The sequence below is a fragment of the Microbacterium oleivorans genome, assembly GCF_023715745.1.
Classification (GTDB): Bacteria; Actinomycetota; Actinomycetes; order Actinomycetales; family Microbacteriaceae; genus Microbacterium; species Microbacterium oleivorans_D.
The window spans coordinates 555,431-569,515 of sequence record NZ_JAMBOV010000001.1 but is presented as its reverse complement, the minus strand read 5'-3'; the positions used below and the strand labels follow the sequence as shown (position 1 = coordinate 569,515).

The 14,085-nt window shown below is 71.7% G+C and carries 12 protein-coding genes; 4 read left to right on the top strand and 8 right to left on the bottom strand.

The genetic code is table 11. From position 1 onward, the window contains the following. Positions 1 to 43 precede the first annotated feature (43 nt). Entirely contained in the window at positions 44 to 583 is a 540-nt protein-coding gene (locus M3190_RS02680) for a YaeQ family protein (protein WP_251578046.1), read from the bottom strand. An 88-nt stretch (positions 584 to 671) separates the two neighbouring features. Here M3190_RS02680 and M3190_RS02675 point away from each other — a divergent pair, with 88 nt between their 5' ends. Both M3190_RS02675 and M3190_RS02670 read left to right on the top strand, forming a co-directional pair. Next, positions 672 to 1,043, top strand: a complete 372-nt coding sequence (locus tag M3190_RS02675) for a hypothetical protein (protein WP_251578044.1) — start codon at positions 672 to 674, stop codon at positions 1,041 to 1,043. After that, positions 1,043 to 1,849, top strand: a complete 807-nt coding sequence (locus tag M3190_RS02670) for a hypothetical protein (protein WP_251578042.1) — start codon at positions 1,043 to 1,045, stop codon at positions 1,847 to 1,849. The genes M3190_RS02675 and M3190_RS02670 overlap by 1 nt, the downstream gene beginning before the upstream one ends. A gap of 22 nt (positions 1,850 to 1,871) precedes the next feature. Here the strand turns inward: M3190_RS02670 and M3190_RS02665 are convergent, their stop codons facing one another. Continuing rightward, positions 1,872 to 2,174: a DUF1540 domain-containing protein gene (locus tag M3190_RS02665; RefSeq protein ID WP_064003688.1), complete on the bottom strand. Its 303-nt coding sequence runs from the start codon at positions 2,172 to 2,174 to the stop codon at positions 1,872 to 1,874. 329 nt (positions 2,175 to 2,503) lie between these two features. On the opposite strand from M3190_RS02665, the gene M3190_RS02660 reads away from it, so the two are divergent. Next, positions 2,504 to 4,963: a helix-turn-helix transcriptional regulator gene (locus tag M3190_RS02660; RefSeq protein ID WP_251578040.1), complete on the top strand. Its 2,460-nt coding sequence runs from the start codon at positions 2,504 to 2,506 to the stop codon at positions 4,961 to 4,963. 235 nt (positions 4,964 to 5,198) lie between these two features. Here M3190_RS02660 and M3190_RS02655 read toward each other — a convergent pair whose 3' ends face one another. Both M3190_RS02655 and M3190_RS02650 read right to left on the bottom strand, forming a co-directional pair. Continuing rightward, on the bottom strand, positions 5,199 to 6,947 hold the full coding sequence (locus M3190_RS02655) for a DUF4012 domain-containing protein (RefSeq protein ID WP_251578038.1): 1,749 nt from the start codon (positions 6,945 to 6,947) through the stop codon (positions 5,199 to 5,201). After that, on the bottom strand, positions 6,944 to 7,597 hold the full coding sequence (locus M3190_RS02650) for an LPXTG cell wall anchor domain-containing protein (RefSeq protein ID WP_251578036.1): 654 nt from the start codon (positions 7,595 to 7,597) through the stop codon (positions 6,944 to 6,946). The genes M3190_RS02655 and M3190_RS02650 overlap by 4 nt, the downstream gene beginning before the upstream one ends. A 719-nt stretch (positions 7,598 to 8,316) precedes the next feature. Between M3190_RS02650 and M3190_RS02645 the strand changes: the two genes are divergently transcribed. After that, the gene (locus M3190_RS02645; protein ID WP_251578034.1) at positions 8,317 to 8,883 is read left to right on the top strand and encodes a WecB/TagA/CpsF family glycosyltransferase; all 567 of its coding nucleotides are present in this window, start codon (positions 8,317 to 8,319) and stop codon (positions 8,881 to 8,883) included. Positions 8,884 to 9,019: 136 nt separating this feature from the next. On the opposite strand, the gene M3190_RS02640 is transcribed toward M3190_RS02645, so the two are convergent. From M3190_RS02640 to M3190_RS02625, 4 genes are all read right to left on the bottom strand, one after another. After that, positions 9,020 to 10,144, bottom strand: a complete 1,125-nt coding sequence (locus M3190_RS02640; protein ID WP_285875814.1) for a DegT/DnrJ/EryC1/StrS family aminotransferase — start codon at positions 10,142 to 10,144, stop codon at positions 9,020 to 9,022. 18 nt (positions 10,145 to 10,162) lie between these two features. Beyond that, positions 10,163 to 11,230, bottom strand: a complete 1,068-nt coding sequence (locus tag M3190_RS02635) for a Gfo/Idh/MocA family protein (protein ID WP_251578030.1) — start codon at positions 11,228 to 11,230, stop codon at positions 10,163 to 10,165. Positions 11,231 to 11,707: 477 nt separating this feature from the next. Next, positions 11,708 to 12,961: a glycosyltransferase gene (locus M3190_RS02630; RefSeq protein ID WP_251578028.1), complete on the bottom strand. Its 1,254-nt coding sequence runs from the start codon at positions 12,959 to 12,961 to the stop codon at positions 11,708 to 11,710. Beyond that, positions 12,961 to 13,998, bottom strand: coding sequence for a hypothetical protein (locus M3190_RS02625; RefSeq protein ID WP_251578027.1), 1,038 nt, complete (start codon positions 13,996 to 13,998; stop codon positions 12,961 to 12,963). Before M3190_RS02625 ends, M3190_RS02630 begins: the two co-directional genes overlap by 1 nt. Positions 13,999 to 14,085 lie beyond the last annotated feature (87 nt).

The window sequence follows — 14,085 nt, the reverse complement described above, 5'->3', positions numbered from 1 at the left end:
GTGCCGCCACCCCCAGCGGGGTTGACAGGGTCATCGCCGACGGTCAGCCGACGGGCTGCTCCGTGATGGCCGACGCGGATGATCGGCCGTTCACGTCGAGGTAGAGCTGGCGCTCCGTCACGGAGACCGTGAGCGTGTTCCGTCGCTCGAGAGCGGATGCCGCATCCTCCGCGAACCCCTTGTCGAAGCTGTACAGCGGGATGTCGGCCGCCCGATGGATCGTCTTGCCCGCCCACGCCTGGGCCAGACGGCTCGGCTCACGGTGCGTGTAGACGGCAACGCGGTCCGCCGCCTTGCTGCCGGCGTGCAGCCGGCCGGCATCCGGAGCACCTACCTCGATCCAGGCGGTCAGCCGGCCCGTGGCGTCGCGGACGAGGACGGCGGGCTCGTCCGTCGCGGAGATGCCCTCGCTGAAGGCGATTCCCTCCTCGTACTCGAGGGCGTAGGCGAGGACGCGCAACAGGACGTTCGTCGCGGTCTCGGACGGATGCCGCGCAAGGCGCAGCGAGAGGTCCTCGTAGACGCCGCGGTCGACGTCGGCGAGCTGCACGGTGAAGGTGTGCATCGTGGATCCGATGGCCATTCGTCGAGCCTAGGCGGGATGCTTCCGCGGGACCGTCCGGGTCATAATGGTCGGAGCGACCCGGCGACCGGATCAGGGAGATCTACGCATGCCGTTCCACAGCAAGGAGATGCTCGAGCAGTGGCTCGAGGAGTTCGCCGCGCTGGGCTATTCCCTCAGTGAGAGGGTGCGGGTGATCCCGCAGGACGGCACCGACGGCCTGGACACCGGTCTCATCGCGCTGAACCTCCTCGACTCGATGACGCTGACGTATCTGCAGCCCGAGCCGCTGGGGTCGATCCACTGGGGCATCACCTTCGAGGCCCGTGACATCGACCTGAAGATGAATGCGGGCCGCACCCTCGAGCTGTCGGCCGAACTCGCCATGGTCTCGATCCTCTGCACGTTCCTGCAGACGAAATCGCTCGCGGAGGTCGAGGCGGAAGCCGGCGCCGTCGAGCCCGAGACACTCGGTCTCTGATGGACGACGCCCTGCAGTCCGAGCTCCGCGCGCTGCAGGCACGGGCCTACGGTCCCGGTGACGGGCTCGCGGTCGACGACGCCGCTCGGCACCGACTGGCCGAACTCGAAGAGCGAGCCCGGCGGGAACGGGAGCGCCCGCCCCTGGTCGAGCGCGCACCGGACCGGGGACCCACCCGACCTGCCGCACCCGACGTTCCGCCGCTCCCGCCGGTCTCGCCGACGGACGCCGCCCGCGCCTTCGCCACGGCGTCGAGCGAGCCACCCGAGGCGCTGCAGAGGCGGCGGCGTCGTCTCACCGGTCTCGCCTGGGCCGGTTCCCTCGCCATGGCGGCGACGGTGGCGGTCGGGGTGACGGCGGCGGTGACGAGCCGCTCGGTGTGGACGGCGGCATCCGTCCCCCCGGGGACCGCGATCGCACATGTGGCGACACTGACCCCCGACGCCGACCGCGGATGGCCCGAGACGTACGGCGACCGCCCTCAGGACGGCGCGATCTTCGAGTCGCTCGGGAGCGTCACGCCGATCGTGGGGTCGATGCCGACCGGCGACGGGCTGACCCGATGTCTGCAACTGCTCCCGCCCGAGGCGTGGGAGTCCACGCCCGACGAGGGCTGGGCATGGGGTGGGTACGGCGGATGCAGCGTCGAGCCCTTCTCCGCCACCGCCACCTTCGTGGTCGGACCGACCTCGCCGTCGGATCTGCGGCAGCGATTCGCCGATGGGGTCCGTCTGCAGTTCGTGGCGGGGGACGGCGTCGTCGACGTGTTCTCGGCGGACGCGCCGGTGGCTGAGGCGAGGCGCTGACCGCCTCAGCCGACCGGAGTCGTCAGGCCGCCTGGTAGGTGAGGCAGTCGGCAGATTCCGCCCCGGGACCGACGCGGACAGCGGATGCCGTGCACTCCAGCGACGAGTTGAAGACGCATTCCGAGCGCTGACAGGCGCCGACATGACTGACGACCTTGTCGAGGCCGCCCTTCGTGCCGAGCGGGATGAACGTCGCGCACTCTGCATCACCGGGTGCGCCTCCGATGGTCACCGCGGCGGCGTGGCAATGGGAATGATCGTTGTAGGAGCAGCCGAGGGCGTTGCACTCGGACACGCGGGGCAGGTCGTCGAGAGTCATGCTCATGGGAGCCTCCAAGGGTCGTGGTGGCTCGAGGCTACGCCGCCGCCCTCGAGGGTTGTACAGCCTTACTCGCGAACTTTCCCCCAGATCATCGTGGCTTTCTGAGTTAGGTGAGCCTCACCTCTGCGGAGCGGGGGTCGGGTGCTACCACAATCGCTTCGCTCGTGTCATCAGGGCCACGGGGACGCTCCGCGGTGATAGATTCCCACCATCCCGCATCAGCGGGAAACCCCGGGTCGGACCCAATTCCTGCCCGGGCGCGGGGATCGGCGCACCGCGCGTCGCGCGAGGCAGCGACGTGCTCGCCCCAGCGAAGGGGAGAGGAGTACGAGATGGCATTCGCCACATCGTCCGCCGGCACTCCGCCCGCCCTGGAGCTGTGGCCGCATCTCGCCCTCACTCACCTCGAGGCGGCCCTCGCCACGGACGACCGGCCGCTGCGTCTCGCCGTGATCGGTCCCGCCGGGTCGGACAAATCGCTCCTGCTCGCCCAGATCGCCCACAATCTCCCCGACACCGGGGACATCCGGGTGGTCGACGACGGACATCTTCTGCCGGACGACGAGGTCCATGCCCTCCTGGCCCATCTCGACGATCCGCAGGCGGGACTCGTCCTCGGGTGCCGGCCGTGGCCCTGGAGCCCGGCGCTGGCGGCGTTGATCCGCCGACTGGAGCAGGCGCACCCTGTCATCGCGCTCGGACAGGTGGACGCCGAGGACGTCATCCGCGCCGTCGAGGATGCGGGCCGCTCCGTGGACGCCGGCTGCATCCATGCCATCGTCGAGATGACGGCCTCCGTCACCTGGCTCGTCAAGCAGGCGCTCGCCGCGCACGGTGACGGGTTCTGCCGAGACCCCTCCCACGAACGCGTCGTCCACGCCATCGAGGAGGTCATCTCCCTGCGCCTCGACACCCTCGACCCCGTCAGCGCCACGATCATCCGACGCGCGAGCCTCGGAGACGACGAGCTGACACCGGCGATCGACGCTGCGGCGAGTGACCCCCTCGCCCTCGGCCACGCGGAGGGTCTGCTCCTGCGCGGCGGGCGACCCGTGCCGATCGTGCGGACGACGGTCACGCGGACGACACCGGTGGCACAGCTCATCGATGTGCTCACCTCGTCGCCGTCGCCCCCACTCGATCCCGGGGTCGCGACCGCTCTCGGTGGGCATCTGGACGCCCGGCTGGCCCTGGTCCTGCGCGCGCACGCGGACGACGCGGCAACCTTCGACCCGACGCGCGCATCAGAGCTCTACGACGCCGCGCTCGCGGCCGGCGACGACCCCGCCCTGATCGCGGTCCGCAAGGCGCGCATGGCGTGGCATCGCGGAGACGTCGACGAGGCGGCGTCACTGGTCGACGCCGTCGTCCGCGACGCGACCGGAGCCGAGCGCGATGAAGCACTGCGCATCCTCGGCTCGGCCTGGAGCGCTCGCGGCCTCCTGCGCGCGAGTGCGGCCACCTACCGAGCCGAGCCGAACGACGACTTCGTGCTGCGCGCACAGGGAGCCGTCTCGGCTTTCGGCACCGGGGACAGCGGACCGCTGCTGGACGCGCTCCGCTTCGTGGACCGCGGAGTGAGCGGGGTCCCGATCACGCTGCACGTCGCCTACGTGAAGCTCATGCGCGGACTCGCGGCATCCCTCACGTCTCCTACGGGCAACGTCTTCGACGATCTCCTGCGCGCCAGCTCGACGTACGGCGACTCCAACGAGCACGGTCCTGTACCGGAACTCCCCGCCGTCGTCGCGGCGATCGGCGCCGTCAACATCGGTGAACTGGACACCGCGGCGAACATCCTCAGTGACGCACTCATGGAGGAACACGGTGGGCCATGGGCGCGCTCGCGGCTGCTGCTGTGGGCCGCCTGGATCGGCGTGCACCGACAGCACCCCGAGGAGTCGGCCGCCCGCCTGGCGGACGTCGACGCCTCCGTCCTGCCGCTGAGCAGCCGAGAGGTGCTCGTCCGCGACTCCGTCATGCTCGCTCACGTCCGCCGCTACGGCTCCCTCGAGGAGCTGCGGGCCCTCTGGGAGCGCGTGCGTGACGATGTACGCCACGTCGAACCCGATCTGTACCTCCTGCACCCGCTGCGCGAGTTCATCGAGACGGCTCCGCTGTTCGACGACGGAGATCGGATCCTTCCCACCCTGGACGCGCTCGCCGCCATCCTGCGCAGTCTCGGGGATCCCACGGTGTGGTCCACCCCCCTCCTGTGGTCCGCGTTCCATCGCGCACTCCTGGACCGCGACGCGCACGGTCAGGCGCAGGCGGCGAGGGCGCTCTCAGCGGCCGCCCGAGGATCCCGCCTCGCCGCGACGATGTCGGCGGCCGTCGGCGAGTGGTCCCGCAGCCGGATCGACGACGGGGACATCGATCGCATCGAGCAGGTGGCGACACGCCTGGCCGACCTGGGCCTGGCGTGGGAGGGAGCCCGACTGGCGGTCTCGCTCTCAGAACGGTCGCGGGATCGGCGCGCGGGCACACGACTGGCCGCCTTCGCGAGGGCACTGCACCCGAACGCGGCGCCCGGGGCCTCGGGGAACGACGTCGCCCTCGCCGACAGCGGCCTGCTGAGCGCGCGGGAACGAGAGGTCGCCGCGCTCGTGCTCAGCGGTATGACGTACGCGGAGATCGGCGAGGCGATCTTCATCTCGCCTCGGACTGCCGAGCACCACATCGCGCGCATCCGCCGCCGACTCGGCGCGACCTCGCGCACCGATCTCATCGACAAGCTGAAGTCCATCGTCGGCGCCGACGACAGCGGCACCGACAGCAACGGACACCGCTGACAGGAACGCACCCGGAAAGGGCGGACCCCCTCCGGGCCAGTTCAGTGGGGACTGCGGCGGGAGGGGGTCCGCGAAACCATCCAGGTCGCCAGAGACGCACAAGTTTGGGGACAGTGCGCGTCGAGACCGCTTGGGGAACGGCCCGGTGACCGATGGGGGATGGCCCTCTCATGCTAGAGGAAAGCGCACCGCCGGAACAGGCATCACCGCGGATCTTGAGGCGAGCAGTCCGGAATCAAGCGGCCGGACACCCGATGCGGCCCGAGCGCACCTCGACCGGAGCGAGCAACGGGGTGTGCAGCAACTGCGGCCCGACGGCATCCGTCGACACCATCGGGCCGGCGACGAATCGGAAGGTCAGCACCTGGGAGGCGCCGGGCGCGAGATCCACGCGATAGGTGACGGACAGGCGGTCGTCGTCCTCCGCGTCGACGGACGCCACGGCTGATCCGTCGAGGGTGACTCCGCCGGCGTACCACCCCCGCGGCGTGACGACCGTCACCGTGGGAGCGATGTTCCCCGCCTTCACGCCGTAATGGCCGCCTCCCGTGACGCTCAGCGGCAGCGTCTCGGCATCCTCCTTCGTCAGCCTGTTGCCGAGATCCACCTCGACGTCGACCTCGCGCAGCCCGTCGGCGCGACACACCCCCGAGCGGGTCTCGAGCCCCACAGTCAGATAGGGCGTGACCTTGCCGCCGGTGGCGTCATTGAAGTACACGGCGAAGGCCTCGGGACCGGCGGCCTCCTGTCGGGCGAGCGGTCCTGCGAACACCGTGCCCGCGAGGATCTCCTGCTGCTCCGGATCGCGACTCCAGATGGAGACCCGGCCCTCGTCCACGACACCCGCCAGCGCGGACACCAGCGCGACCGGACGCGCGCGCTCGGTGACGGCGGTGAAGACGGCGGCGGCGGCATCCGCGAAGTAGCGGCCCTGTCCGTCCTGATCGAGCGTGCGATAGGGCTCGACGAGCAGCCGGTGGATCGCGTTCGATTGGTCGAGCTCACCCGAGGGCGTGTCGACGGGTCCGACCGCGCCGAGGAGCGCTGTCAGGACGACGGGGTCCATCGACACGACGACATCCGGCTGCGATCCGCCCGATCGCTCCCACCACGCCGAGGCGAGTTGCGCGGTCACGCGGAAGTCCGCCGTCATCGACGTGTTCTGGACGTAGCGTCCGATGCCGTCGCCGAGCGCCCGGACCTCCGCGGCGGACACGGCGGCGAGGGGCTCCTCTGCGGGCGCGAAGTCCGACGAGTCGCGTTGGGCTTCGAGCGAGAGGACGCCGTCGCGCGCGCGGAGTTCCAGGAACGTCCCGGTGATCCCTCCTCCCGTGCGGAGCTCAGCGGTGTTCTGGAGAGTCACGAGGATCCTGCGGTCACCGTCCGCCCCGAGCATCGCGGGAACCAACTCAGCCGCCTGCGCGGCGCCGTCGGTCGCCGTGCGCAGGTCGTCGGCGGCGTCGACGACGCGCCCGACGCCATCGGCGAGTGAGGCGATGAGCGCCGTCCGGTCGATGTCGGCGAGGTCGCGCGCGATGTCATCCTGCGTCGAGGCGGCACGGCGCAACGCAGGAGCCGCTTCGCGCAGCGTTCGCACCGCCGCGGGGGCGTCTGCGTCGGACAGGGCCCGCATCGTGGAGAACATCGTCGGTGCGACATCGTCACCCACCCGCACGATCGCCGCCGCTGTGCGACGGGCGGCCGAGAGGTTCGCACCGAGTCCCGGAATCGCCTCCGCAGCGTGCCAGAGCGGATCGTCGGGAACGGCGGGAGCGATCTCGGCGACGAGGTCGGATGCCGCACGCTCAGCCCTCTCGAGATCGCCCGCGCCGACGGCTTCCGTCGCGAGAGCGGCGTCGGCGGTCGCGGTCTCCAGCGCCTGCTGGAGGTCGAGAGCGGAGCGACCGACGTGGCCGGCGGCAGCCGCGGTGCCGATGAGGAGGAGTGCGCCGGCGACCCACACGAGTCGACGGCGCCTCGTCACTGCTCGACCCGGCGTCGGCGACGGGCGATCAGGAACGCACCGGCTGCCACGGCGACGGTACCGCCCACCGCAGCCGCGATGGGAAGCTGTCCGCCCGTGAACGCCAGGGTCCCCGGGGTGCCGTTCGACGCGACACCTGTCGGCGTGGCGCAGTCGCCGGAGTACCCGGGGTAGGCGAGGGGGACGGCCAGACTGTCGTCGCCCACGTGGAGGGTGGCCGTGACGTCACCCGTCGTCCACGCGGCGGCGTCGTCGCGCGGCTCCCATCGATCCCCCGAGCGCACCCATCCCGGCAGTGCTTCGACGGTCCCATCGGCGGCGACCTCGACGCCGGGCCACAGCACGGACCCGTGTCCTTCACCGGCGTCGTCGACCGCGAGAGGCACCGTGATCCGGTGGCCGTCACCGCTGATCACGAGTTCGGCGCTCGACGACGCGGTACGTGCAGCCGCAGACCCACCCACGCGGACGATCGAGTAACCGATCGCCGGTGCCTCGTCGGTGCACTGCGACTGCACGACCGACCCGTCCAGTCCCGAACCTCCGGGAGTGGACGGGACGTACGACCCGTCCGCCGCGAATGCCGGCGCCGCACCGGCACCGGCGATGACAGCGCCCACGATCGTGGCGCGCCACAACTTCCCCCACATGTCAGCCTCCCCAATGGCTTCGAGCCCGCGCCGTCGAATGCGTGCGCGCTCGGTGTTCAGCGGTCACGTTACCTTCGATGCCGCCGGCGGACCTCCCGTGTTCTCGACCGGGTCCCCTAATGCCACCCCCTAAATGTCCCCCATTTGGGGGACACGAGATTAGGTTTGTCCCCCTATTGGTGGACGCCGTGCGACGCCGGTAGCGTTCCGATATCGCCGCCGCGAAGGCTTTGGGGAGTCGACACGGCAACAGGCGGCTGCAGAGGAAATGGGGGCGAGCTTTGGGGGCCGGACCCGCATCTGCCTGGGCTCTTCGTGCGTCATCGTTCGCGCAGCGATCTCGTACGAAGAGCCCTCACTCCGCGCGTCGTATGGGGCGGTGCGCGGGTAGCTGAGGGGGAGAAAGACGGCGCGCCGAGGGGTCGGCGCGCCGAACGGAAATCGCTGGGGGCGAGGACCGAGGGGGAACGCGGATCGGATCCGCATGTCGGGGGGCGCAGGGCCACACCTGCGTCGATGTTTTCGGGGGATGGATCGTTCATGGGGACAGAACGGAACACGGGTGTGCGCCCGCACGGCTCGCACGTCGATCCGGCGACGGAGCCGAAGCCCGACGTCCTGCGTCGCCTCCGCGACCGCCGTCGGGGCCGTGGGCGTACCACGCGCCCCGATGGCGTCGCAGCCGACGCGAAGGGGAATCGATGATGCATACACGTTCGATGACGTCCGCTCACGCCGTCCTCGATCCCCGCCCGACGCCGCCGGTCATCGCTCGCGCGCACCTTCCTGCTCGCGACACCGTGCGGGACGTGCTGTCCCGAGCGAGCAACGAACACTGGCGCGTGGCGGTGGTGGGCGGCTCACCCGCACAGCTCGAGCCACTCCATCGGCGGTTCATCGCCGAGTGGCCAGGTCTCGCTCTGGTCGGCCACTGGACGCCGATGCGAGCCGCACTCTCCTCGCCGCTGGTCTCCCATGACATCGCGGCGCAGATCCGGCACACGGATGCCGACCTTGTGATCGTCTGCCTGGGTGCGCCCCGGCAGCGGGAATGGATCGACAGCTACGGTGACGCGACGGGCGCGGGCGCCGTCCTCGCCGTCGATGCGATCGATGACCTACTGACAGCTCGAGCCGGTCGTGCCCACACCGAGAGTGTGCGCCCGCGGCTCGACAGGATGTGGCGGCTCATGCTCGAGCCGAAGCGATCAGCGAAGCGGTGCCTCGTCGAGGAACCCCCGGCCCACCCGGCCGTCCGCCGATCCTCGGCTCGTCCCGATGCGTGAACCGTCACCCGCACGCGGGCACGGCCGGACCTCCCCCCCGTCCGTCCGTGCCCGCCTGGTGGATCAGCCGGCGTCGCCCGAGCGCCGGCTCTTCCGCATGCAGTGAGGGCGTTGCCCCCGCGACGGATGCGGGAGGTCAGTGGCCGGAGGCGATCGCCGTCTCGGAGCCTGTCCGCACGGACTGGTCGGGATGCAGGAGAGCGATGATCCGATCCTGATCGTGCGCGCTCAGCGTGCGCGACACGGGCAGAGTGAGGGTGCGGTCGGCGAATCGCTCGGTGCCGGGCAGACCGCCGGGCGGCGTCCAGGCGCGATAGGGAGCCTGCCGGTGGATCGCTGTGCCGCCCCGCGTGGACGCGATACCCGCTGCCGTCAGGTCGCCCAACAGGCGGTTGCGATCCAGCCGATACGCCTCGTCGACCTCGAGCCAGAAGGAGACCGCGTTGCCCGTTCCCCACGCGGGGTCGTCGGCGGGTCGCAGACCCGGCACGCCGACCAACGCGGCGCGGTAGCGATCAGCCACGCGCCGACGCTGCTGCACGATCTCGGGCAGACGACCGAGCTGGACGAGCCCGACCGCGGCGTGCAGGTCGGTCAGGCGGAACTTCCCCTCGATCCCACGGTACCCGCGGGCCCGTGCCGCCCAACCCGCATGGCTCGTGGTGAGCATCCCACCGTCGCCCATGGCGAGGGGTTCCCGGGAGTCGAAGGACCATGTGGCGATCTCGGCCGCCCCGCCGGTCGGGCGCCCGAGGCGGGTCGCACCGACGCCGCATCCGACGTCTTCGATCACGACGATGCCGAGCGGATCCGCGACGTCACGGATGCTCTGCAGGTCGACGGGGATGCCGGCATGATCCGCGACGATGATCGCCGTCGTCCTGGGGGTCACGGCCTGCTCGACCGTCGCCGCGGTCACGTTGCCCGTGAGCGGGTCGACGTCCGTCAGAACGGGCATGGCCGCGACGGAGCGCACGGCGTTCGCGGCCCCGATCGCCGACAGTGACGGGACGACGACGTCGTCCCCCGGCCGCACTCCCGCGACGAGGAGGGCGAGGTGGATGGCGGCGTCACCGGTGGTCGTCGCGACGGCGTACGGCGCCTCGACGAGCCCGGCGAACTCGTGTTCGAACCGTGCGACCCTCGGCCCCTGACCCACCCAGCCGCTCGCGATCACCTCGGCGAGCGCATCGAGTTCCTCTTGGCCGAACCAGGGCGTGTCGGCGCCGACACCGTCCTCAGAGACGCAGCGCCCGAGCAGCGATGGCGAGCGCCCGTGTCATGCGGCCACTCCCGCGGTCGATCGGACGTGCGGCAACGGGTGCGGGGCGCCGAATGCCGCCAGGCTGCCTGCTGCCGCGTCGAGGACCGAGAGGACCCGCAGCCCCGCCTCTCCGCTCGTGCGCGACGCGCGACTCTCGCGGATGGCCGCGGCGAACTCACTCACGACCGCACCGAGCGCCTCGCGCTCCTCGAGCGCCGGCGCACGGGTCTGACCCGGACGGTACGAGACGGCGACCTCGCGTCGCTCCTTCGCGGTGGCACGCGAGATCGACGCGACGTCGGCGCCCCGGTCGTACATCGTGAGCCGCTGCTGCGGGTTCACGTCGTCCCACACCAGCGTGTGCCGGGTTCCGCCGATCACCATGCGACGGGTCCGCGTGGGGCTCAGCCAATTGACGTGCACATGCGCCATGGCTCCACCGGCGAGCGGCATGGCGAGATGGCCGATACACGATTTCCCGGTGTTCAACGGGTCTGACCCATGGGCCGAGACGGAGGTGGCCTGCAGCCCGCCCGGCAGGATGAAGTCGATGATCGACAGGTCGTGCGGCGCGAGATCCCGGAAGACGTCGACATCTGGCTGCACGAGGCCGAAATTGATGCGGACGCTGTCGATGAAGAGGATGTCGCCGAGCTCGCCGCCCGCGATGAGCTCCCGCATCTTGAGCACCGCCGGCGTGTAGCAGGACGTGTGGTCCGCCATGAGGACGAGTCCCCGCTCGGACGCGCGACGCACCATGTCTTCGCCGTGCTGCTGTGTATCGGCGAGCGGCTTCTCCACGAGGACGTGCTTCCCCGCCTCCATCGCGGCCATGGCAATGGCGTGGTGCGTCGACGCGGGCGTCGCGATCGCGATCGCGTCGATCTGCGGATCCTCCAGCAGAGCCCGCAGCTCGGGGACGACGGGCGCGCCCCCGACCGCATCCGCCGCGCGACGCGCCCGATCGATGTCGAGATCGCAGATGGCCGCCAGGCTCCACTCGCGGCTCGCGCGCAGCGTTCGCGCCAACGTCGGTCCCCAGTACCCCGCGCCGACCACGGCGACGTTCAGTCGTCTCTTCACTTCGTCCCCCGGATTCCCCAAACGGGTCACGCCCCCCACGAGCGCCCCCCGGCGGCTCGCGCCGCCTTCCGGGCGGGGCGCGTCGCGCCCCCGCACCGGTGTCGTGCTCCGACGGTGATTCGGGTACCGTCTGCGCACGCGTGCGCGCATCCCCCTGTCGACGCGCGACGGGAGTGGCGCAGGGATGGTTCGGAGCGGCCCGCGGATCGGATGGGTGCGGCCGGTCGGTCTCCGGGCGCGTGGACGCACCTCGGACCGGCTCGGCGTACGCCGGCTGTCCCCGTTGTCCCCATGCTCTTCCCCCTGACGCACACACGCGGAGCAGGCGATGTGTGCGGTAGACCGGTGCCGTCGACGATCCCACTCGTCGCCGTTGCGCTCGCCTCCCCAGGCGTGCACGACCGGTGTCCCCGACGCCATGAAACCAGACAAGCGCTGCCAGCACAACACGCCCGGGCCGACGAATCCCCTGAGAGCTCAGCCCCAGCCGCCGAGATACGCCGAGACGTCCGGCTCGCTCGAGAGTTCTCCGACCCCCTCGTTGCGCTCGACCGCGCGGGGGAACAGGTCGTCACGGTGCCACCGGGCCTCGCGCGCCGCGGCGCGCATCGACCGGATGCGCAGCAGCGGCCGCCCGTCATCCGCTGTGACGGTCGTGACCCCCACGCCCTCACGGGCGACGCTCTCCACCAGGGCCGCGAGCCCGGCACCGGCGCGCACCGGCCGCACGATCTCGATGTGCAGGCGCACCCGGTCGAGGGCACCGGCCGCCGCCGCGAGGTCGGCGTCGTCGACGACGACAGCGCCGGGCACCGCCGCCGCGACGGAGTCGACGCTCACGAACCGAGCCGCGTCGGAGGCGTCCCGCGGTCCGGTCACGGCCACGTCGACCCGCGGCGTCGGCAGGCCATGCGGCCGAGAGCCGGGCACGGGGATGAGCCCCGACAGCAGCATGGCCTCGGCGTTGCGGTGTGCGAGCCCGACGCCGTCCCGTGCTCCCGCGTCCGGGCCGTCATGCCACGCCACAGCGGATGCCGCGTGGGCGAGCACGGCGCCCTGGAGCCAGGCCCGGTAGGTCCACTCCCAGTCCTCACCGCCGTAGGAACGGAACGTCTCGTCGAAGCCACCGGCGGCGTCGAACATGATCCGCGAGCAGGCGAGGACGGCGCCGATGACGTGCCGGTAGCTTCGATCGTCCGCGTCGAGCAGGTCACGCGAGCGACGGTAGGCGTCGGCGAGCCAGCCGGGCTCGGGAAGCTCCCGTCCCCCGACCACCTCTCGGACGTCCGCGACCGCGGGGGCGTCGGACAGATCGGCGTGCCGCCGCCGACCGACCGCCACCACGTCGGGCGCGAGACCCGGCATCCGACTCAGCTCCCGGATGAACCCGGGTTCGGGGACGGTGTCGGCGTCGAGGAACACCAGCACCTCGCCCGTCGCGTGCGCCGCGCCGAGGTTCCGCACGGCCGCCAGCCGGAAGCCCTCATCCGCCTGTCGCAGCAATCGCACCCCGCTGGGGACGCGCGGCGCCTCGGCGGATCCGTCGTCGGCGACGATCACCTCGAGCCGGTCGGCCGGATGGTCCTGCCCGGCGAGGGCGGCGAGGCAGCGCGCGAGCTGCGCGGGCTGCTCGTAGTGCGCGACGACGACCGAGACGCGAGGGGGATCGCCCGGGGTCCGGCCGTCGAGCAGGTCCCAGCGGTTGCCGGGGAGGGCGATGCCCTCCGGCATCAGGCCGCCCACCAGGCCAGATAGGAGGCCGCGACGTCGTCCAGGGTGGGCGCCAGTGATGCCCCAGGGGCGAGCCGGGTCGAGGAAGGGTCGCGCCACGCGGCTGCGAGGCGCGCCGCGAGTTCGGCGCCGTCGTAGCGGGCGAGGGTGCCGGGGCGGAGGTCATCCATCTCGGCGGCGTAGCGGGAGTCGACGACGAGCGGTCGGCGCCCCGCCTCCACCCAGTCGAGCATCGACCGCGAGGCGGACACGTGCTCGTGCGCAGCCAGGGGGATGCCGGGGGCCACCAGTTCCGCCGCGAACTCGGCGTCGTCGAGGAACCCCGTCACCTCGAAGGCGACGCCGAGCTCGGCCGCCTCCTCCCGGAGCCTGACGACGTCGGCCTCGTGACCCCGGGACGGCGCACCGATCGCGCGAACGGCGACGCCCGCGACGACCTCGCCCTCTGCCCGGAGCGCGTGCGCCGCCCGGGCCGCGGCGGCCACGGCGGGTCGATGCCCTTTCCCGGGGTACACGAACCCGGCGATGAGCACTCGCAGATCGGACGGCCGGCCGACACCCGGATCGACCGGACGGATGCCGGTGCGCGCCCCCAACGCGATGGCGTGGGCGCGGGCCGCGTCCGGCAGGAACTCGTCCATGAGCAGCTGCTCGTGGACGCTGTTGACGGTGACCCGTTCGACGGCGGCGACCATGCGGGTGTAGGCGGCGCGGCGGCGCGCGAACATCGTGCCGTCGGAAGGTTGCGGCACGTCGTGGAGCGTGAGGGTCAGCCGCACCGTGCGGGCCCACCGTTCGACGACCTCGGCGGCATCCTCGGGCCCGCTGCCGAAGAGACGGTCGGTGGCGTGTAGGTGCACCCGCGCTCCCGGTCCGGCCTCGGCGAGCGCGCGCTCGCCCGCGGGGACGTCCGCCACGTGCACCACCCGGGTCGAGGGGTCGACGAGGCGCACGGCGGATGCCACGTCCTCGCCGTAGCGCGTGACACCGTGCCCGGCGGGACCGAGGACGAGCAGGAGGGGAGGCGCGGAGGTCACCCGGCATGGTTATCCGCCGACGAGGGCGAGGTCAAGCCCCCTACGTCGGGGGGGCTTGAGCGTCTACGGTCGGGGCGTTCAGGCGCA